A 20,170-nucleotide genomic window follows, 5' to 3' on the forward strand; every position below is an offset into this window, starting at 1 on the left:
TTAAATCCATGTCTCGTTATTGCCCCCAATGCAGCAAGGCTTTGAAAGCTTGTATTTGTCAGTGGGTTACACCACTCGAATCGAATGTTGAGCTTATCATTCTTCAGCACCCATCAGAAGAGCATCGTCCGATGGGAACAGCGCGTATTCTCTCGTTATCTCTTAATAACAGCGTGACGTTTGTTGGCGAAGACTTTTCAGACAACGAACAACTCAACGCATTGTTGTGCGATGAACAGTATCAACATGTGATTTTATACCCAAGCGAAAACTCTGTTTCAGTTGAGTCGGCGACATCTCCCAATAAGAAGCTGCGTGTGATTTTATTGGATGGCACGTGGAAGAAAGCATTCAAGATGTGGCAAGTATCGAGTAACTTGCATGCGTTGAACACGGTTCATTTACCGAAAGATCTCAAGGGTAATTACCGAATTCGCAAAGCACCCAGTGAAAATAGCCTTTCAACCGTTGAAGCTGGCTATCATTTACTTAGCTTGTTAGAGCGTGATGGCGACTTTAGCCCTTTGCTAACGGCATTTGACCAAATGATTCAGTTTCAAATCAATCAAATGCCGCCGGGCGTGTTTGAGAAAAACTACTTAGATTAAGCCGTTTTAGTAAAGTGAGTCAGGAATTAAAACTCGGTATGAGCTGAGAACAGTTGCTGATGCATTTTCTGCGCAAGATCATCAGTCATCGATGAAATGTAATCGGCTATCACGCGCATTTTTCGAGACTCATCTTGATGTTGTAGCCATTGCTTCTTGATGGGCAGTGGCAGCAAGCGTTCAGGATCTGCGCTGAATGCTTCAAACATATCCATGATGATCTGTTGACCTTTGTATTCGATGACCTGAACCTGTGGCACTTGAATAACGAACTCGCTGACAAAGTGTTTCAGCTTATCGAGTGTGCCGTCCATGCTCGGCTCGAGCACCGCATTGTAAGCCAACAGTACATTCTCAAAGTTAGCCTCCACTCGCTTAATCGAGATACTGGTCAACAGTGCGTTGACTATCCCACCAATCGCATCCTTTCGACGATACTGTTCACCAGAGAAAAGCATCTCTGTAATTGAATCTAGGTGTTCACAAATCCATGGGTCGGCCATCTCTTTCAGTTGAGGGTAAGCCGACTCGACCCACTGAGCTTTGGTCACAGAGCCAAGCACAATCGCATCTTCTAAATCGTGCACGCCATACGCGATGTCGTCAGCAAGTTCCATGATCGAACAATCCAGTGACTTATATTTGGTCTTGTTGTGCTCAAGTGGCTCGGTATGCGTTTTTCTTTTCTGTTTTAGGAGCTGTTGGTCGCTGCTTGAAAGCGGTTCAAGCACCCAGTTAAACAACTCTTCATCATGATCGTAGATGCCTTTTGCTGGCATCCAATCTTTAGCTCGGAGTTGTCGTTGATGCTTAACGGGTTCAGACTGCAATTTAGCTTGAACCTCACTCAGCAGAGAAGGGTACTTAATTAGACCTAACAAAGTGCGTCTAGATAGGTTCATCCCGTGATGTTCAGTGTAAGGTTCTAGCTGTGTGACTATGCGAAACGTTTGAGCGTTGCCCTCAAAGCCGCCGTGGTCGCGCATCATGTAGTTGAGTGCGACTTCGCCGCCATGTCCATAGGGTGGATGACCGATGTCGTGAGCCAAACACAGTGAATCAATCAAACTGTCTGAGGGTAATAGGTCTCGAAATTCGGGCTGCTTTTTCTTCAGTTGAGCGACGATACCGGTGCCAAGCTGAGCGGCCTCAAGAGAGTGGGTAAGGCGCGTTCGGTGAAAGTCGTTGACCGTGGTGCCATGGATCTGGGTTTTCGCTTGTAAGCGACGGAAAGCAGCAGAGTGAAGCACGCGCGCACGGTCACGCTGATACGGGCTGCGGTGGTCATCCCGTCTTATTTTATGTTCATCGTCATTTCGATGCTGCCATTCTTGTTCGAGTACAAAGGGTGGTTCGAGTTGAGAATTCAAAATAGCACCTATCAAATTGATTTTATTTAGCTAATTAAAAACAACTTATACCCAGCTAGCTTATCTCGTCTAGTGATAATTCAAAGCTCGGTGCGAATGTGGTGAGAAAGTAGTCCATTTCTGGGCTTTTGCGTTGTTCGAGTGTCTCTTCCAATCGGCGCTTGGCTTGCTCGTATTCATGATTGCCCGCACTGAGCTCTTCCAAGCATTTCAGGTACGCACAGATAGTATCTGCCTGCTTGACGATGCTTTGCTCTTCTTTACTCGCAGTACCAGATATTAAGAAGGGGGCGAAGTCGTCTCTGAACTCTTCTGGCAACATCGAAAGCAGTCTTTGTTCTGCCGCGGCTTCTATCTTCTTATACTCTTGTGCAATATCCGGGTTGTAGTATTTAACAGGCGTTGGCAAATCTCCAGTCAGTACCTCACTGGTGTCGTGGTACATGCCAAGCAGAGCAATGTGCTCGGGGTTAAGCTGACCATCAAACTTCTTGTTTTTGATCAGTGCCAAGGCGTGTGCCACGAAAGCAACCTGTAGGCTATGTTCTGAAATGTTCTCGCTTGATACCGAACGCATCAGAGGCCAGCGTTGAATTAGCTTCATGCGTGCGAGATGGGCAAAGAAATGGCTCTGTTTCATAAATGTCCTTATAGTACCAATCGTAGTAAATAACTGGTCATCCTAGCTTGTTAAAAAACTCGATAACTATGTTAGAATTTTTGATTGTAGAATAACTACTTATCGAAGCTGCTTGTCGAAAATAGCTGCCTTGTTCTCAAGCTTTTTCCCTACGCTATTTCTGAACACTTACTTACTGTGATTGGTATAAACAATACTCCACTCGTATCTTGTGTTTGCACAGGGATACGAGACAGCGGATACAAAAAAGGCTCCTAAACAGGAGCCTTTTAAGCATAGAAGTGAATGAATACAAGTTAAAGTCTTTTAAAACAGCAAATTGTAGCCATCTTTCTTTGTGCTCATTAACCTTCGATGAGGTCGTCTTGGCTGTAAGTCTGTAAGAAGCGCTCTAAACGACCAATTGCGATTTCTAGATCTTCGATGTGCGGCAGAGTCACGATACGGAAGTGATCCGGTTTCGGCCAATTGAAGCCCGTACCTTGAACCAATAGCACCTTCTCTTGCTTAAGGAAGTCGAGTACAAACTTCTGATCGTCTTTGATGTTGTACATGTTGGTGTCGATTTTAGGGAACAGGTACATTGCACCTTTCGGTTTCACACAAGAAACGCCAGGGATCTTGTTGATCAGTTCCCATGCACGGTCACGCTGTTCAAGCAGTCGACCGCCTGGAAGAATCAGCTCATTGATACTCTGATAGCCACCGAGTGCGGTTTGGATAGCGTGTTGCATCGGAACGTTGGCACACAAACGCATTGAGGCCAGCATTTCTAGTCCTTCAACGTAGCCTTTCGCTAGGTGTTTAGGGCCTGTTAAGAACATCCAACCACCACGGAAACCACATACACGGTAAGCTTTAGATAGGCCGTTGAACGTGACCATTAATACGTCTTCAGCAAGCGTTGCCACTGAAGTGTGTACCGCACCGTCGTAAAGTACTTTGTCGTAGATTTCATCGGCGAAGATGATCAAACCGTGCTCACGAGCAATCTCAACCACTTGCAGTAGGAAATCACGGCTGTATACCGCGCCTGTTGGGTTGTTCGGGTTGATAAGAACGATGCCGCGCGTCTTTGGTGAGATCTTCGCGCGCATGTCGTCTAAATCTGGATACCAATCAGCATCTTCATCACACATGTAGTGAACCGGTGTACCACCAGAAAGCGCAACAGACGCTGTCCATAGTGGGTAATCCGGAGCGGGAACTAAGATTTCATCACCATTATCCAGTAGCGCTTGCATAGACATAACGATAAGCTCTGATGCGCCGTTACCAATGTAAACGTCTTCTACATCAAGGTTACGTAGGCCTTTTTTCTGGTAGTGCTGAACAACCGCTTTGCGGGCTGAATAGATGCCTTTTGAGTCGCAGTAACCTTGAGATGTCGGTAGGTTACGGATTACGTCAACAAGGATTTCATCAGGGGCGTCAAAACCAAATGGGGCGGGGTTACCAATATTAAGCTTCAGTATTTTATGCCCTTCTTCTTCCATGCGCTTAGCATGTTTTAGTACAGGTCCCCTGATTTCGTAGCATACGCTGTTGAGTTTTGACGACATCCCGATATTTTGCATTGCCGATTTCCTGAAATTAATTTAAATACTTTATTAAAGTACCGCAAAATGGCGTTTGATAGAATAAAAATCTGATGAATGTCGCATTTCAGTGTCACGTTTAGCCTTTTTGTTGTCACTCTTTTCTAAATTTTAATTAATCGCTTTCTTGGTTATTGGCTAAGATGAATAAAGGGGCGGGATCGCTTAAAATCACAGGAATGTTGAAAAGATATAGTACATTCTTGATCTAAGTGGGTACTGCCCATAAAGTATCAAACTAATATAATAATAATTTAGATGTGAACGAGGTCGATTTGTCACATTTCCAGCAAACTATCTCCGCTTTGATTGAGCGAGTACAAAATGCCCAAGCAAGCGAAGTTCGTTGTGTTGAAGTTCTAACGCAAAAACCATCGTTTGCATTTATAGAATGGCTTCATGCTCAACCGCTCTTTCCAAAGTTCTACTGGCAGTCACGCGACACTCGTGAAGAGGTTGTTGCGCTCGGACAGTTACATACGTTTTCAGATCCTGCACCCGCGTACGCTATTCTTGGTGAAGACCAACGAATCTGGGGTGGACGCTCGTTTGATGGGCACACCGCAAAGAACCGTCGCTGCATGGAGTCGTTTTTCTTCCTTCCTCAGGTTGAATTGATCCGCTTTGACAATACTTGGTCGCTGGCGGTTAATTTGTCCCCTGATCGCGTTTCTTCTATTAATGCTTTGAATAAGCTTTCTGTAGAAGCCGCGATATTGGCGCCTTTGTCTGCCCATATTGAACAGATCAATCACGTTCCAGAAAGAGAGCAGTGGGGCAACCTTGTCGATAAAGTGCTGCAAGGCATTAGCGATGAAGAGTACAAAAAAGTCGTTTTAGCACGTAAAACCACACTGCAACTCGATGCGCCTATCTGCGCAGCTCAATTACTTAAAGCCAGCTATCTGCAAAATCACCACAGTTTCCACTTTATGTTGGTGCTGGATTCTAAACACAGTTTCATTGGCTCGACACCAGAGCGCTTATATAGCCGACATGGTACGGAGCTTGATACCGAGGCGCTTGCTGGAACCATTGGTCGCGGAGAGAACGCTACTGAGGATATGGAACTGGCCAACTGGCTTTCTCAAGACAGCAAAAACCTCAATGAGAACCAGTATGTGGTCGACGACATCATTGAGCGTCTCACTCCTCATTCTCAAACGGTCCATGTTGAAAAGGATGCGCGTCTAGTGCGCTTGCGTAAGGTGCAGCATTTGAAGCGCAATATCCATGCTCAGCTCAACAATGGCGTTAATGGTGTGCAGTTGCTTGCTGCCTTACAGCCAACTGCTGCGGTGGCGGGTTTACCTCGTAAAGAGGCGATGGATTTCATTCTTGAACACGAACCGTTTGCACGAGGTTGGTATGCAGGCTCTGTAGGCTATATCAGTCATCAGCGAGCGGAATTCTGCGTGGCGATTCGAAGCGCCTTGATTGTAAACGATCAAGTACAACTGTTTGCTGGCGCGGGGATCGTGCCGGGATCGGTTGCCGAACATGAATGGCAAGAGCTGAACAAGAAGATGTCTACTCTGCTTAGCTTAATTTCAGATCACCCTCCATTGGGTGTCGCGTCATGAATCACGACCAAGCCGTATTAAATAGAGTTTGGTGTCACACGTTACTTGAAGAGCTTGCACGCAATGGCGTTGAACATGTTTGTGTTGCTCCGGGCTCTCGCTCAACGCCGCTAACTCTCGAAGCTGAAGCCAACTCCAAGTTAACCTTACACACGCACTTTGATGAGCGTGGTCTTGGGTTTTTAGCTTTAGGCTTAGCAAAGGCTAGCAACAAACCGGTTGCGGTGATTGTGACATCAGGAACCGCTGTGGCGAATTTGCTTCCTGCGACGGCTGAATCTGAGCTGACCCGAGAGAAGCTGATCTTGCTAACCTCTGATAGGCCCATCGACTTGGTCGACTGTGGTGCCAATCAAGCGATTCAGCAGCAGGGTATCTTTTCGTCTCACGTTGAAACGGCACTAAACCTTCCAAGTCCAACGACACAAGTTTCTTTGAATTGGCTTTTGACGTCGGTTGATAACGCACTGGCGAAACAGCGCAGCGTCGGTGGGGCTATTCATATCAACTGTCCGTTCCCAGAACCGCTTTATTCCGCTAATAGCGCCGAGATGTATGCGGATTATACAAAGAGCGTGGCAGCTTGGAGAGCTTCAACCTGCCTTTACTCGAACACTTATTTGCCCAGTCATTTAATCGCTCAGCCTGTCTCAGCAAGTGATTATGTCGCTCGTAAAGGCGCAGTGATTATTGGTTCTATCGAGAATGAAGCCGCAATTAAAGCCAAGCAGTTTGCGACAGCTTTGGGCTGGCCAGTATTCTGTGACCCTCAATCGGGTGTCAGTAGTGACTGGAAACACTATGATTTATGGATACAAAGTGACGCAGCCAAAGCACAGCTTAGTCAGTGTGATTTTATTATCCAGTTTGGTGAGCGCATCGTATCTAAACGACTAAACCAATGGATTAAGTCACAAGCGGCTTCGTTCGATTCCACGCAATATGTAGTGGTTTCACCTGATGCGCACCGTATAAATCAAGATCATCTACCTCAAACTCATATTGTTGCCAATATTGAGTCATGGATAACCGATCAACATCTGCCAACATTGTTAGGCAAACACTCTGGTTGGGCGACGCCTTTAATCGAGGTCGCAAATACCGTTCAGCAACTCGCACTCGCACAAATATCCAATAATGACCAACTGACAGAGTTGAGTGTTGCGGTTGACTTGTCGTCTAGACTTAAAGACAGAGAGTTGTTTGTGGGAAACAGCTTGATGGTAAGGCTGGTGGATATGTTGTCGTCAATATCTGCGAATCGAGTTTACAGCAATCGTGGTGCATCGGGCATTGATGGCTTGGTGGCGACGGCTGCGGGCGTGGTGAAAGCTAACCAGAATCCTTTATTGATGTTGATTGGCGATACTTCTTTGCTTTACGATATCAACTCACTGGCTCTGCTGACTCATAATTTAACGCCGATGGTTATTGTTGTGACCAACAATGATGGTGGTGCGATCTTTGATTTATTGCCGGTGCCAGAGCAGCAGAAACAGTCACTTTATCAAATGCCTCATGGTTTCAGTTTTGAACACGCTGCTGCGCAATTCCAGTTGGGATACGCTGCGCCAGAAACCTTGAATTGCTATCAAACCATTATCGAACAACATTTCGAACAGGGTCAGGGTACCTTGCTCGTGGAAGTTAAGACGCCTCCCGAACAAGCGTCTACTTTGCTGAAACAATTCAGTTCAATGCTCACCGAGGCATTAGCCTAAGGACTTTACATGCTTTACTCCGATTATTACCCAGCTGTACAAGATTCTTCTGACAAACCTTTGCTTGTTTTCTTACATGGTTTACTCGGGAGCGGGGATGATTGGAGTGCATGTCATCCATTCCTAGAGGGTTTTCCTCTCCTTTGCATAGATTTACCCGGACACGGACAAAGTCGCTTTATCGATCCGGTAGGGTTTGATCATTGCTGCAAGAAAATTGTCCAGTGCATCACATCTCAACTGGCGCTCAACGATCTTCCTGCTGATTACCCTATCGTGGTGATCGGATATTCTATGGGCGGCAGACTCGCTATGTATGGGGTGACAAGCCCTTGCTTCGAGACGCTTAACCTAGAGAAAGTCATCATTGAAGGTGGCAACTTTGGTTTGGAATGTGATGAAGAAAGAGCACAAAGGTTAGTACATGATACGCAGTGGGCTGTTCGCTTTGCACAGCAGTCGATTGAAGATGTTTTAGACGATTGGTATCAACAAAGCGTCTTTTCTTCACTAAATCATGAGCAAAGACAAACTTTGGTCATAAAGCGTAGTGGTAACCTTGGAGTATCCGTAGCAAATATGTTGTTATCTACTTCGTTAGCTAAGCAACCGGATTTACGTGCCACATTGAAATCTCATGAGCACTTATTGCATTATGTGTGTGGAGAAAAAGACCGTAAATTCATGGAGCTAGCTGAGAATAGTGGCTTTGAATATAGTCAGGTGGATTACGCTGGTCATAATGTTCATTTCGAGCAACCAGAGTTGTTTTCTAACCTGATCATCCAATGTATCGCCAGTCGTCGTTAAACTGACTGAGCGGTTCTCTCGTATCAAGCACTATCAAAAGCAGAGCAACACCGTCACGACTATTCGTTAGTCGTGGTCTCTAATAGAACAATGGGAATCACCATGGCTAAAACAGTAGGCATCACAGAAGAAGAACTTTACGCAGCAGTTAACTGGCGCGATGAAAGCAGTCAATTTGAAGATATTCAGTACCACAAGTCTGACGACGGTATTGCGAAAATCACGATTGCTCGTCCTCAAGTCCACAATGCGTTCCGTCCACAAACCGTAAAAGAGATGATCAATGCACTGGCTGATGCTCGTTATGACGAGAAGGTTGGCGTAATCATTTTGACGGGTCTTGGTGAGAAGGCGTTCTGTTCTGGTGGTGACCAAAGTATCCGTGGTGACTACGGCGGTTATCAAGATGATTCAGGTACACATCACCTGAACGTGCTTGATTTCCAACGTCAAATTCGAACTTGTCCAAAACCGGTTATCGCAGCGGTATCGGGTTGGGCAGTCGGTGGCGGTCATGTACTTCACATGATGGCAGACCTTACCATTGCAGCTGAAAACGCTCAGTTTGGTCAGACCGGCCCTAAAGTAGGTTCATTCGATGGCGGTTGGGGTGCTTCTTACATGGCTCGTATCGTTGGCCAAAAGAAAGCACGTGAAATCTGGTTCTTGTGTCGTTTCTACGATGCTCAAGAAGCATTGGACATGGGTCTAGTAAACACAGTCGTGCCTGTTGCTGACCTAGAAAAAGAAACGGTTCGTTGGTGTCGTGAGGTTCTTCAACACAGCCCAATGGCGCTGCGTTGCTTGAAAGCCGCACTAAACGCAGACTGTGACGGCCAAGCTGGTCTTCAAGAGTTGGCGGGTAACGCAACCATGATGTTCTACATGACAGAAGAAGGTCAAGAAGGCCGAAACGCATTTAACGAGAAGCGTCGACCTGATTTCGACAAATTTCCGCGTAACCCATAGTCTTTATCTTCTTTAAAATGAGTCGCTAATAGCGGCTCGTTTTGTTTTGATGTTCCCCGTTTTTTAGGAAACTTTATGAACTCAGTGAATTCTAAACGTCACGCTAAACTCTACCGTTATCAATTACCTATGGATAGTGGTGTGATTCTTCGTGACAATAAGTTGAACGAACGCGTTGGCTATATCATCCAACTTGAGTGTGATGGTAAAACTGGTTTTGGCGAAGTTGCGCCTTTGCCAGGTTTTAGCCAAGAAGATGCCGAACAAGCTGGCATTCAGCTGCAACACGAATTAGAGCTTTGGAGCCACAATAACCCTCAAACGCCTTTTGATGAGTTATATCCTTCTGTTGCCTTCGGTTTTTCGATGGCGATGATGGAATTACGAGGCGAACTCAACGCTGAAGGTAACTACCAAGCGGCGCCTTTGTGTACAGGCGATCCAGATGAACTGATTCCTGTATTGAATGAGATGGTAGGCGAGAAGGTCGCGAAAGTGAAAGTCGGCCTCTACGAAGCGATTCGCGATGGCATGTTGGTTAGCTTATTCCTTGAGTCGATCCCTGATTTGATTCTAAGACTTGATGCCAACCGTGCGTGGAAGCCAGAGAAAGCGAAGCAATTCATTAAATACATTTCGCCGTCAATGCGCCAGCGTATAAGCTTTATCGAAGAGCCTTGCCAAAAGCCAGAAGACAGTTTGGCCTTTGCCATTGACCATGGTGTGGCGATTGCGTGGGACGAGACACTGCAAGAAGCGGTGCGCAGCCCGGAATTTGATCTTAGCGACCTTACTGGTGTTAAAGCAGTCGTGATCAAGCCAACTCTTATTGGTTCTGTCGAGCGTTGCGTGGCAATCATTGAGCGAGCACAGAAGCTTGGAATGAAACCTGTATTGAGCTCAAGCATTGAGTCGAGCCTAGGTCTGACTCAGATTGCTCGTCTGGCGCAGCAATATTTGCCAAATGAAGTGCCGGGGTTGGATACGATTGGCTTGTTCAAGCAGCAGCTAGAGGTTTCTTGGCCGGGCTGTCAGTTGCCTGTCTCTACGCTTGAAAAGCAACAATTGATTTGGTCTTCTTAGACCGAGCTATTTGAATGGCTATTTAGTTAGCTTAACAAGTTCTTAATCTATTTTTGGTTATCATATGATGCGCCCACAATCTAATCATCCCCCGCTCTGGGTAAAGTGGGCGCAGCAAAACCCACTTCAACCAGCGTTAGTGACCACTCACCGCACTTATACTTGGCAGCAAGTGTTTGTGTTGGTTAGTGAGTACCAACAACAGCTATCTCATCAAGGCCTATCTGAAGGTGATGTACTGACGATTGTTGGTAAGAATCAAGCTGAAGTGATCCCTGTTTATCTTGCCGCACTCAATTTGGGTGTGGTTTGTGCGTTTACGATGCCTCAGCCTAGTTTACGCCTGAAGCAAAAGCTCGATTCCTTATATCAAGCAGATCAACAGAGCTACCTTTGGCTCTTGGGCAATAGCGGAATAGAGCAATCAGAGACTGCCGATTTGAATACTCAGTTGGTGACCTTGCCTTGCCTAAGTGAACTGAAGTTTGATGGTGATGATGAGCAGATAACGACACCTCAAGAATCCAATTTCAATCCGCAAAATCTAGCGAGCATCGTATTCACTTCAGGTTCTACCGGAAACCCAAAAGCGGTCGCTCATACACTTGAGCAGCACCTATGCTCTGCGTCAGGGCTGCTTGAGGTGTTTCGTTATCAACAAGGTGACACGTGGTTACTGAGTTTACCTATGTACCATGTGTCGGGGCTGGCGATAGTTCATCGTTGGTTGGCGGCTGGTGGTTGCATCAAAATAGGCACAGGTCAGCTTGAAACCGATATAGAAGAATGCAGTCATGCTTCATTGGTCGCTACTCAACTACATCGATTGTTAAAGAGTAAGCAAGCACTTACTTTAACGCATGTACTTTTGGGTGGTAGTCATATACCAGAAGCACTTGGGCTCGAAGCTCAACAAATGGGCATCGAAACATGGCTTGGATACGGCATGACTGAAGCGGCTTCAACCGTGACTGCGAAGCCCGTTGATGCCGACAGCACCGCCGGTTTTGTCCTTAACCATCGCCAGCTAAAAATTGAAGAACAACGTATCTTTATTGGTGGCGAGACGCTCGCGTCCGGGTATTACTATCAAGGTAACTTAACGCCATTAGTTGATAAGAGCGGTTGGTTTGATAGCAAAGATCTTGGTGAGTGGCTTGGCGAACAAGTGTTGATTATTGGCCGTGCCGACAACCAGTTTATTTCTGGTGGTGAGAACATTCATTGCGAAGAAATTGAGCGAGTACTCAATCAATTGTCTGAGGTTAATCAGGCTTTTATTGTTCCCATTGAAGATGATGAGTTCGGATTTCGACCTGCAGCGATTGTCGATTGTGCTGAGTTGCCAACCAAAGAGTGGTTTATCGAGCAGTTAACTGGTCGTCTTGAACGGTTCAAATTTCCTATTGAGTATTATCGAATGCCTCAGCAGGAACAACATGGTATTAAGGTTTCGCGCGCTGGATTGGCGCAGTGGTTACAGCAGACCCGTTCTAAATAGAGCGAAGAGCAATAAAATGAAGCGCAATACACGGTGACTAGTCGTAATTGCGCTTCAGGGGGTTGTGACGGTGGTGAAGCCGTCACAAATTCTAATTATTTATCGTGTCATTCAAGATTTGGCGTTAAGCGAGTGCCTTCTTCATTTGTTCAGCGACTTTATCTACCTTACCTAGACCAATGATAACTTGTAGACCACCTTTCCCAACCGGTACCACACCTGCCGCACCGAGTTTCTTCAGTTTCTCGCTGTCTGCTGCACCTGAGTCTTTCACAGTTAAGCGTAGACGAGTAATACAGTTATCGACTTCTAGAATGTTGTCTGCACCGCCAACCGCTTCAATGTAGCTGTTGGTTAGGTTAGCCAATGCTTCTGGCGTTTCAGTTTCTTTTTCTGCTTCCATCTCTTCACCACGACCTGGAGTACGTAGGTTGAACTTGATGATAGCGAAGCGGAAAATACCGTAGTAAAGCGCGAAGAACACCACACCTTGAACCAGTAGCATGTACCAGTTAACCGCGAGTGGGTTTTGGCTTGATAGTACTAGGTCAACGAAACCAGCAGAGAAGCCGAAGCCTGCCATCCATTCCATGCTTGCTGCAATGTAAAGCGATAGGCCTGTTAATACTGCGTGCAGTAGGAACAACACGGGTGCTAGGAACATGAAGCTGAATTCTAGTGGCTCTGTGATACCCGTGAAGAATGAAGCCATAGCTGCCGCAAGCATGATTGCGAATACTTGGTTTTTGTTTTTCGCATCAGAACAGTGATACATCGCCAATGCTGCTGCTGGTAGGCCAAACATCATGATAGGGAAGAAGCCCGCTTGGTACATGCCAGTTTTACCTGGAATACCCGTACCGTTAGCGATAGATTGCGCGCCGCCTAAGAAGTTTGGAATGTCGTTAATACCAACAACGTCGAACCAGAACACAGGGTAAAGAGCGTGGTGCATACCTACTGATAGGAACAAACGGTTGAAGAAACCAAACAGACCAGCACCCACCGCACCCATGCTTTCTAGTTTAATACCCAGAACGATCAGAGCGTCGTAAACAGCTGGCCAGATGTAAAGTAGAGCAAAAGAGAGAGCCATACCTGCGATTGAGGTCAGGATAGGAACCAAACGCTTACCGCTGAAGAACGCTAGAGCTTGAGGAAGTTCAACCGTTGAGTAGCGGTTGTAGATCTCAGCAGAGATGATACCCACAATGATACCTACGAATTGGTTGCTGATTTTGCCAAATGCCGCAGGCACTTCACTGAGTTCAACATCCATTAACTGAGCAACAGAGCCCGGAGCAAGTAGCGTGGTGACGACGAGGAACATCACAAAGCCAGACAGTGCCGCAGAACCATTCTTATCACGGCTCAAACCAAATGCGACACCCACCGCGAATAGAACCGCCATGTTGTCGATGATCGCGCCACCAGATTTGATCAAGAATGCGGCTAAGATACTTTCAGAACCCCAACCAACAGGATCCAACCAATAGCCGATCCCCATAAGGATTGCTGCAGCTGGCAGTGTGGCTACGGGAACCATCAATGCCTTACCTACTTTTTGCATATACCCGAGTATATTCATATGTGCCCCTAAGTTTGTAATTAATTTTTTTAATGTTTCTGCTCGTCAACGTATGGAGTCAAATATTGATCGAGGCAGGATTTTAAGTAACTGCGGTTATTAAAAACTTATTTCTTGATGCAAACAAACGAAACGGGTAGTAGTATGAATTAAAATTTTTAATGCATGAGTTCGTATGGCTAACCATCAATCTTTACTTAGAAATCTTCATACTTTTAATGTTGCTGCAGAGAAAATGAGCTTTACGCTAGCGGCTAGAAAGTTGCATTTGACTCAGGGAGCCGTTAGCCATCGAATCAAAGTGTTAGAAGGTGAACTCGGATTTAACTTGTTTGTGCGAGGGACTCGTAAACTGGAACTAACGGAAGAAGGTCAGCGCTTTCAACGAACGTTATCCAAGTCGTTAAGCTCTATTTTTGGTGAGATCGAAGACATTACCAACACAGACTTGTATGGACAGATCAATATCGGTACCAGTCCTGCATTTGCCAACAGTTGGTTACTGCCGAGGTTGGCTGATTTTAAACAGCGATACCCAAAGTTTAATCTCAATATTTTCTCGCAAGAAGAGCAGGATTTTCATCAAAATCATCTCGATGTCGCTATTTACTATGGTGCTGAAAATCTCAAAGACATGCATCGACAGCGCCTGTTTGGTGAAAAGTATATTCCGGTATGTACACCGAGTTACGCGGCTGAACACGACATCTTTGATGATGGCTTAGAATCGCTGCACCGGATTAATTTCATTCATGCACTAGGGTCAGATGTATGGCAGCGTTGGATTAAACACCACGGCTTAGATGTGAACTTGTTTGAGCAATTTTACTGTGTGAGCCACCGGGATATGGGCGTAAGAAGTGCCCTCAGCAATATCGGTGTCGCGATGGGACGCTATCATTTTGTTAAGCAGTATGTTCAGACTGGTGAGCTGATAACACCTTATCCGAGCATGGATACAGACCAAGGGTATGACTTAATCTGCCCGCTAGGCACGGAAAAACGCCCTAAGGTAAGAACCTTTATTAAGTGGTTAGAAGGGCAGTTGCGCTAGGTTAGTTAATTTAGCAATTAGATAGTTCAAAACAGAATTTATTATCTTTATAACCATCCATCATAATAAGCCATATAAATAACGGATTATAGAATAAGGTCTTATTATGAAAATTGCCCTCACCATTGCGGTTTTACTGCAGATAGGCCAAGCAATCATCTCGTCAGGGTTGACTCGTTCGTTGGCTGAGCTCACCGCATTTGTGTTGGTTGTGGTACTTGTTTTAATGAAAAGAGAGAGCAAGAAGAGTGATAAGCCCCTGTTTGATTCGTGATTGTTACAACAAAGAATACCCTTACCACAAACGATAAAGGCAAAGCCCATTGGATCTTTGCCTTTTTGTTTTGTTGCTCGCTAACTTGAGTGTCTAGTTCACCGAACAAACATCTAAAGCGTTTCTATGCGGGCTAAGCGAGAGTTAACCACGCCAATGAACCCGTTGAGATCATGACCCACATTGTAATACCAAACATCAGTGGTTTCGGCCCTGCCGCTTTTAACTTCTCAACTGAAATACCACAGCCAATTAAGAACAAACACACGACCAGTGCTCGCTTAGACACATCAAAGATTCCTTGATAGACCATCTCAAATTGTGGCAGTAAGTCACTCACCGCGATAGCGGCGCAATAGAAGAAAATGAAGTAGGGAACCGTAATCTTCTTTTGATCGTTCTTGAAGATCATCGCACTAATTAAAGCGATAGGGATGATCCAAAGTGCGCGAGCGAGCTTCAATGTTGTCGCTGTCGTCAGTGCTTCTTCGCCATACGCTGAAGCTGCACCTACTACAGAAGACGTATCGTGAATCGCTATCGCTGCCCAAGTACCAAATGTTTGTTGGCTGAGCTCAAGCGCGTGACCAATCATCGGGAATAAGAATAGAGCAACCGAGTTCAACACGAATACGGTGGCTAATGCCAAGCCAATCTGTTCATCGTCTGCTTTGATCGCGGGTGCCACTGCTGCTATCGCGCTACCACCACAAATCGCGGTACCAGAAGATATAAGATAGCCCGTAGTGCGGTCTAGCCCCATTTGTTTCGCCAAGAACCAACCAATGACTAATGTACCGATAATCGTCGTTACAATGAGCCCAATACCATCGCCTGTTACTGCTAATGCTTTTTCAAACTGAATACCAAAACCCAAGCCAACAATAGAGTAGGCCAGTAGCTTTTTGGTAAGTTTGCCGACTTCCAAGTGTTCAGGGACTAATCCTAAACTAGCAAGCAGGAAACCGATAACCAGGGCTGTCGGTGAGCTAACCCAAGGCGTTAAGCAAAACAGTGCAGCAAGATAAAATGGAACGGACTTTTTTAGGTTCATTGTATTTAGAGTCTTGTTTTGTTGTGGCGTTATTGTGATGAGACCACTATACGTTCAATAAAATGATAAGTAAGTCTAAATGAATTGAACAAACGTTAAGGAAAACTTAACGCTTGTTCAACTGATATGAATAAAGGGCTGGTTAACTAGCGTAATGATCCGCGAAGGTCAGAGACTGACTGTCGAAGCGTTTCACAAGAGGCTTGTTTAGGTGAAATCGGCTCGCCAGCTTCTATCTCTAGCTTAGTCCAGAAGCGAGTGGGTAACCCTTTGCAGGCACGGCCTTTGTAACGACTAAAGTAGCTACCCCATAATCCTTTAAGAGCCATAGGAATCACTGGGACAGGGGAACGTTTGATGATCAGCTCCATACCACGCATGAACTCAGCCATTTCGCCATCAGAGGTGAGCTTTCCTTCTGGGAAAATACACACGATGTGACCTTCATGCAGGGCACGCTCTACTTCTTTGAAAGCGTTTCGAATCGAGTTGCGGTTGGTCGCGGAGATTGGAATCACCCCAGCTCTTTTCAAGAAGCGTCGAATTGGCGGCAACTTGGTGTAATCCTCTTCCATCACAAAACGGATCAAGCGAGGGCAAACCGCACTCAGCAGCAGTGCATCCATATAACTCACATGGTTGCAGACAATCAACGCACCGCCCTTTTCTGGCAGGTGATGTAAGTTCTTATGTTTAACTCTGTACATGGTGTGAGTGACCACCCACGTAAAGAAGCGGAAAGCGTAGATAGGCACCTGATAAAACAGGTACAGCATCACCAAAGTGTTGCCCACTGCGAGCAAGATAAACAGCTGCGGAATTGAAAGATCTAGAACACTAAGGCAAACAATACCTAATACCGCACTTCCCACCATGAACAGTGAGTTGTAGATATTGAGCCCGGCAATCACTTGGGCACGCTCGTCGGGCTTGGCACGTAACTGCATCAGTGAATACAGAGGAACAATAAAGACACCGCCAGAGATACCCAGAAGCAGAAGGTAAGCAAACAGTGGCCACAGCTCTGAGTAGGTTACGAATTGATGGAAAGAACTAAAGTCAGGCAAAGACTCCGGGATGGATATCGCCATCAGAAGACCGAAGATCGAGATACCTAAGCTGCCCATTGGCACGATGCCGATTTCAATTCGGTGATTAGATAACTTATCACAAGCTAAAGAGCCGATTGCAATGCCTACCGAGAATAGTGCCAGTAAAAAGGCGACGGAGCTTTCAGTGCTGTTTAGATGCAGTTTAGTGAAGTTGGGAAACTGAGTTAGGTAAGCCGCACCAAGGAACCAGAACCAGCTGATAGACATCAGAGCTTGAAAGGTCGGGCGATCTTTTTTTGCAATCGCCAGTGTCGCGCGGGTCAGTTTTACAGGTTGCCACTTTACTTTAAGGTCTGGTGCATTACTTGGCGCTTGTGGGATAAACCAGCTTGATACATAGCCAAGCACGGCGAACGAAACAATACACACCGCAGCAATGAGCTTCGCGCCTTCTTCAGATGCAATGATGCCTGCGCCGAGAGTACCAATCAGGATCGCTAAGAATGTACCTGTCTCGACGAGAGCGTTACCAGATACCAGTTCTTTTGTTTCTAATTGTTGTGGAAGCAGGGCGTATTTCACCGGGCCAAAGAAAGCACTCTGCGTTCCCATAAGGAACAGGAGCAGAAGTAATATTCCGTAGCTTTCGTAGATGAATCCGATCGCACCCAGTGACATGATCACTACTTCGAGGAGCTTAACTTTACGGATAAACCACGATTTTTCGTATTTGTCGGCCAGTACACCAGCCAAAGCTGAAAATAGGAAGAAGGGCAGAATAAAAAGGCCAGCGGCCAAATTAATGAATAGATTGCTGGAAATAGGCAGCGTGTCTACGCTTGCGAAAGCAACAAACAGTAACAGGACATTTTTGAATATGTTGTCGTTAAAGGCTCCTAGAAATTGGGTAATAAAGTAGGGTAGGAACCTTTTTTGCGTTAACAGCGAAGATTGGCTGCTGTTGTCCATTGTCTTTCCTTGGATGATTACCAGTTGGTTAAGTAGTTTGAGACTAGGTTATTGATCAGCTCTTTACCATCAATAGGCTCAGAGGCGAAAAATTTATCATCAACGCTAAGTAGAGTAATTCCGTGTACTCCAGACCATAATACACGGCTGGCTTTAACGACTTCGCTTTTCGTATGTTCAGGAGCAATCGCTACTAGCAACTGTTCTAGCATGCCTGTCATTCTATCGATGCGGTTCGATTGCCATTCAGGAAGGTTTTCACCGTTCATGTTGTGCTCAAAGATAAGCTGCCAACGGTGAGGGTGTCTCTGTGCAAAATCGTGGTAGCAGTAGGCAAGGTTGAATAGAGCTTGTTGAGGGTTGCTCGATTGTTCAACAGTTGCAGCGGATTCTGACGCCAGTTCATCTAATGTTTGAGCGACCACATGCAAAAGCAGTAGGTTGTAATTACCAAATACATTTACTAAGGTACTTGGAACGTAACCAATCATATTGGCGATTTTACGTAGACTTAGCTCGTGATAAGAGTGCTCTTCTAAGAAGTCGGTCACCGTTTTTAAGGTTAATTGCACTAATTGTTCGCGAGTATGATCGTTTCGTCTTGCCATGGGTACTTTCTATTAAATGAACATCGTTCAATATTTTAATGCTGCCCCAGAGTGCCGTCAATCCCTTCGCTAGTTTAGTAATCAATTAATAGCCGCAATATTATGATACATGTGTAAACACGGTGAATATTTCATTGTTCTTTGTTAACGAGTATGATTAAGGTGTCGAAAGATAAAAAACCTATAAAGGATAATAATGAAACGATTTTTCTCACTAGTCGCGATCCTGTTGGTAACAGTCGCGGTGACGCCAATCGCGGAAGCGAAAAAGTTTGGTGGTGGTAAGTCATTTGGCAAAAGCTTTAAAACGGCTCCAGCACCAAAACAACAAAACACGAATTCGATCCGCCAAGATCAAACAGGTAAGAACACAGCAGCTAACTCTAGCAAGAAAGGCCTTATGGGCGGTCTGCTAGGTGGTTTACTTGCTGGTGGTCTTTTAGCTGCATTCTTTGGTGGCGCATTTGAAGGTATCCAGTTCATGGATATTCTGATCATGGGTCTGATTGCTTTCCTAGCGTTTAAATTCCTACGCGGAATGTTGGGCGCGAAGCAGGGCTCAATGAATCAGCAGAATGCACGTGGCCAACAGCCAGCATTCGGCGGCATGGGTCAGAACAAGTTTGAACAACCTAAGCAACAACCAAATGTTCATAACTTCGAGCAAACACAACCTCAATCACAAGGCGCTGCTGGTGGTTTCGGTTTTGGTGCACAAAGCGATGTTCCACATAACTACCCACCGGGCTTTGATCAAGCGGCATTCATCAATGGTTCTCGTGAGCACTACCGTACACTGCAAGGTGCATGGAATCACAACGAGCTAAACACGATTGAAGAATACGTATCTCCAAGCCTATTTGAAGACCTAAAAGCTGAGCGTAATAAGCTAGACGGTGATCAGCACACAGACGTAATGTACGTTGATGCTGAAATCGTTCGCGCAGACCACGATGGTAGCAAAGCACAGCTAAGCCTTCAGTTTAGCGGTCGTTACCGTGACACAGCGGATGGCGTTGAAGAAGATATCACTGATATCTGGCATCTAGAGCGTGACCTAACAACTAACAATGCACCTTGGTTAATTGTTGGTATTCAAGGTTAATTCCAGGATTTAACTCAACATCAATAGGATGTAGTTATTCGGAATAACACCAAATAATAGAAAGCCCCTGCTGAGAAATCAGCAGGGGCTTTTTTGCGTCTAATGATATGTATCTTAGTTAAAGATTGGATTAACCTGAGACTAACTAACTGATTTTATTTGGATGTAATGAGTAATGACAAAGTTCTTTGAACCCGTATTGGAGCCTGAGGTTACTTTGCAGCAGAAACAGATAATTGCGAACGAATGCGAAGAACATGTATCGAGCAATTGTTTAGGCTGCGCTGCTTATCTGGTTTGTGAGCGTCATGCTGAAGTATGGGATCACTGATGTTTGAATGATTTAGCTCGATTAGTTATTTGTAGTAGCGGGTTAGTGTTTAGGAAGTTGAGGGTTGTTTTAGAAGACACGTTTAGTAAGAGATAAAGCTCAGAAACGAAAAAAGCCAACTCAATGAGTTGGCTTTTCGATTTTCCAATTAAGGAGAATATGGTGGAGGGAGACGGATTCGAACCATCGAAGGCAGTGCCGGCAGATTTACAGTCTGCTCCCTTTGGCCACTCGGGAACCCCTCCAGGGTGT

General features: G+C 45.5%; 17 protein-coding genes and 1 tRNA gene. 10 read left to right on the forward strand and 8 right to left on the reverse strand.

Going from position 1 to position 20,170, the window contains the following annotated elements:
• Window positions 1–8 precede the first annotated feature (8 nt).
• Window positions 9–608, forward strand: coding sequence for a tRNA-uridine aminocarboxypropyltransferase (locus AB4558_RS04420; RefSeq protein WP_017060615.1), 600 nt, complete (start codon window positions 9–11; stop codon window positions 606–608).
• 26 nt (window positions 609–634) lie between these two features.
• Here AB4558_RS04420 and AB4558_RS04425 read toward each other — a convergent pair whose 3' ends face one another.
• The 3 genes from AB4558_RS04425 to AB4558_RS04435 all read right to left on the reverse strand — a co-directional run bounded on the left by AB4558_RS04425 (window position 635) and on the right by AB4558_RS04435 (window position 4,195).
• Window positions 635–1,978 (reverse strand): anti-phage deoxyguanosine triphosphatase, encoded by a 1,344-nt coding sequence (locus AB4558_RS04425; protein ID WP_017060614.1) that lies wholly within the window; start codon window positions 1,976–1,978, stop codon window positions 635–637.
• A 55-nt stretch (window positions 1,979–2,033) separates the two neighbouring features.
• Entirely contained in the window at window positions 2,034–2,618 is a 585-nt protein-coding gene (gene yfbR, locus AB4558_RS04430; protein WP_017060613.1) for a 5'-deoxynucleotidase, read from the reverse strand.
• A 344-nt stretch (window positions 2,619–2,962) separates the two neighbouring features.
• Window positions 2,963–4,195 (reverse strand): pyridoxal phosphate-dependent aminotransferase, encoded by a 1,233-nt coding sequence (locus AB4558_RS04435; RefSeq protein ID WP_017060166.1) that lies wholly within the window; start codon window positions 4,193–4,195, stop codon window positions 2,963–2,965.
• A gap of 296 nt (window positions 4,196–4,491) precedes the next feature.
• On the opposite strand from AB4558_RS04435, the gene AB4558_RS04440 reads away from it, so the two are divergent.
• From AB4558_RS04440 to menE, 6 genes are all read left to right on the forward strand, one after another.
• Complete coding sequence (locus AB4558_RS04440) at window positions 4,492–5,799, forward strand: isochorismate synthase MenF (RefSeq protein WP_065583685.1); 1,308 nt, start codon at window positions 4,492–4,494, stop codon at window positions 5,797–5,799.
• The gene (gene menD, locus AB4558_RS04445) at window positions 5,796–7,520 is read left to right on the forward strand and encodes a 2-succinyl-5-enolpyruvyl-6-hydroxy-3-cyclohexene-1-carboxylic-acid synthase (RefSeq protein WP_372158192.1); all 1,725 of its coding nucleotides are present in this window, start codon (window positions 5,796–5,798) and stop codon (window positions 7,518–7,520) included. The genes AB4558_RS04440 and menD overlap by 4 nt, the downstream gene beginning before the upstream one ends.
• A gap of 9 nt (window positions 7,521–7,529) precedes the next feature.
• Window positions 7,530–8,330, forward strand: coding sequence for a 2-succinyl-6-hydroxy-2,4-cyclohexadiene-1-carboxylate synthase (gene menH, locus AB4558_RS04450; RefSeq protein ID WP_132743519.1), 801 nt, complete (start codon window positions 7,530–7,532; stop codon window positions 8,328–8,330).
• A gap of 102 nt (window positions 8,331–8,432) precedes the next feature.
• Window positions 8,433–9,299 (forward strand): 1,4-dihydroxy-2-naphthoyl-CoA synthase, encoded by an 867-nt coding sequence (gene menB / locus AB4558_RS04455; RefSeq protein WP_010439547.1) that lies wholly within the window; start codon window positions 8,433–8,435, stop codon window positions 9,297–9,299.
• Between the two features lie 75 nt (window positions 9,300–9,374).
• Entirely contained in the window at window positions 9,375–10,382 is a 1,008-nt protein-coding gene (gene menC / locus AB4558_RS04460; RefSeq protein WP_372072996.1) for an o-succinylbenzoate synthase, read from the forward strand.
• 64 nt (window positions 10,383–10,446) lie between these two features.
• Window positions 10,447–11,883, forward strand: a complete 1,437-nt coding sequence (gene menE / locus AB4558_RS04465; RefSeq protein ID WP_372072994.1) for an o-succinylbenzoate--CoA ligase — start codon at window positions 10,447–10,449, stop codon at window positions 11,881–11,883.
• A gap of 124 nt (window positions 11,884–12,007) precedes the next feature.
• Here menE and nagE read toward each other — a convergent pair whose 3' ends face one another.
• On the reverse strand, window positions 12,008–13,453 hold the full coding sequence (gene nagE / locus AB4558_RS04470; protein WP_017064077.1) for an N-acetylglucosamine-specific PTS transporter subunit IIBC: 1,446 nt from the start codon (window positions 13,451–13,453) through the stop codon (window positions 12,008–12,010).
• A 193-nt stretch (window positions 13,454–13,646) separates the two neighbouring features.
• Between nagE and AB4558_RS04475 the strand changes: the two genes are divergently transcribed.
• Both AB4558_RS04475 and AB4558_RS04480 read left to right on the forward strand, forming a co-directional pair.
• Window positions 13,647–14,525, forward strand: a complete 879-nt coding sequence (locus AB4558_RS04475) for a LysR substrate-binding domain-containing protein (RefSeq protein WP_017064076.1) — start codon at window positions 13,647–13,649, stop codon at window positions 14,523–14,525.
• 106 nt (window positions 14,526–14,631) lie between these two features.
• Window positions 14,632–14,799, forward strand: coding sequence for a hypothetical protein (locus tag AB4558_RS04480; protein WP_017060175.1), 168 nt, complete (start codon window positions 14,632–14,634; stop codon window positions 14,797–14,799).
• 133 nt (window positions 14,800–14,932) lie between these two features.
• On the opposite strand, the gene AB4558_RS04485 is transcribed toward AB4558_RS04480, so the two are convergent.
• The 3 genes from AB4558_RS04485 to AB4558_RS04495 form a co-directional block, all read right to left on the reverse strand.
• A complete protein-coding gene (locus AB4558_RS04485; RefSeq protein WP_017060176.1) occupies window positions 14,933–15,853 on the reverse strand; it encodes a YeiH family protein in 921 nt (306 codons plus the stop codon).
• A 146-nt stretch (window positions 15,854–15,999) separates the two neighbouring features.
• Window positions 16,000–17,874, reverse strand: coding sequence for an MFS transporter (locus AB4558_RS04490; protein ID WP_372072992.1), 1,875 nt, complete (start codon window positions 17,872–17,874; stop codon window positions 16,000–16,002).
• A 17-nt stretch (window positions 17,875–17,891) separates the two neighbouring features.
• Window positions 17,892–18,482, reverse strand: a complete 591-nt coding sequence (locus AB4558_RS04495; RefSeq protein WP_048613073.1) for a TetR/AcrR family transcriptional regulator — start codon at window positions 18,480–18,482, stop codon at window positions 17,892–17,894.
• 196 nt (window positions 18,483–18,678) lie between these two features.
• Here AB4558_RS04495 and AB4558_RS04500 point away from each other — a divergent pair, with 196 nt between their 5' ends.
• On the forward strand, window positions 18,679–19,587 hold the full coding sequence (locus tag AB4558_RS04500) for a Tim44 domain-containing protein (protein ID WP_017068945.1): 909 nt from the start codon (window positions 18,679–18,681) through the stop codon (window positions 19,585–19,587).
• A 491-nt stretch (window positions 19,588–20,078) separates the two neighbouring features.
• Here AB4558_RS04500 and AB4558_RS04505 read toward each other — a convergent pair.
• Window positions 20,079–20,163 (reverse strand) — tRNA-Tyr (locus tag AB4558_RS04505).
• Between the last annotated feature and the right edge of the window lie 7 nt (window positions 20,164–20,170).

Source organism: Vibrio sp. 10N.222.51.C5 (genome assembly GCF_041474575.1).
Taxonomy (GTDB): Bacteria; Pseudomonadota; Gammaproteobacteria; order Enterobacterales; family Vibrionaceae; genus Vibrio; species Vibrio crassostreae_C.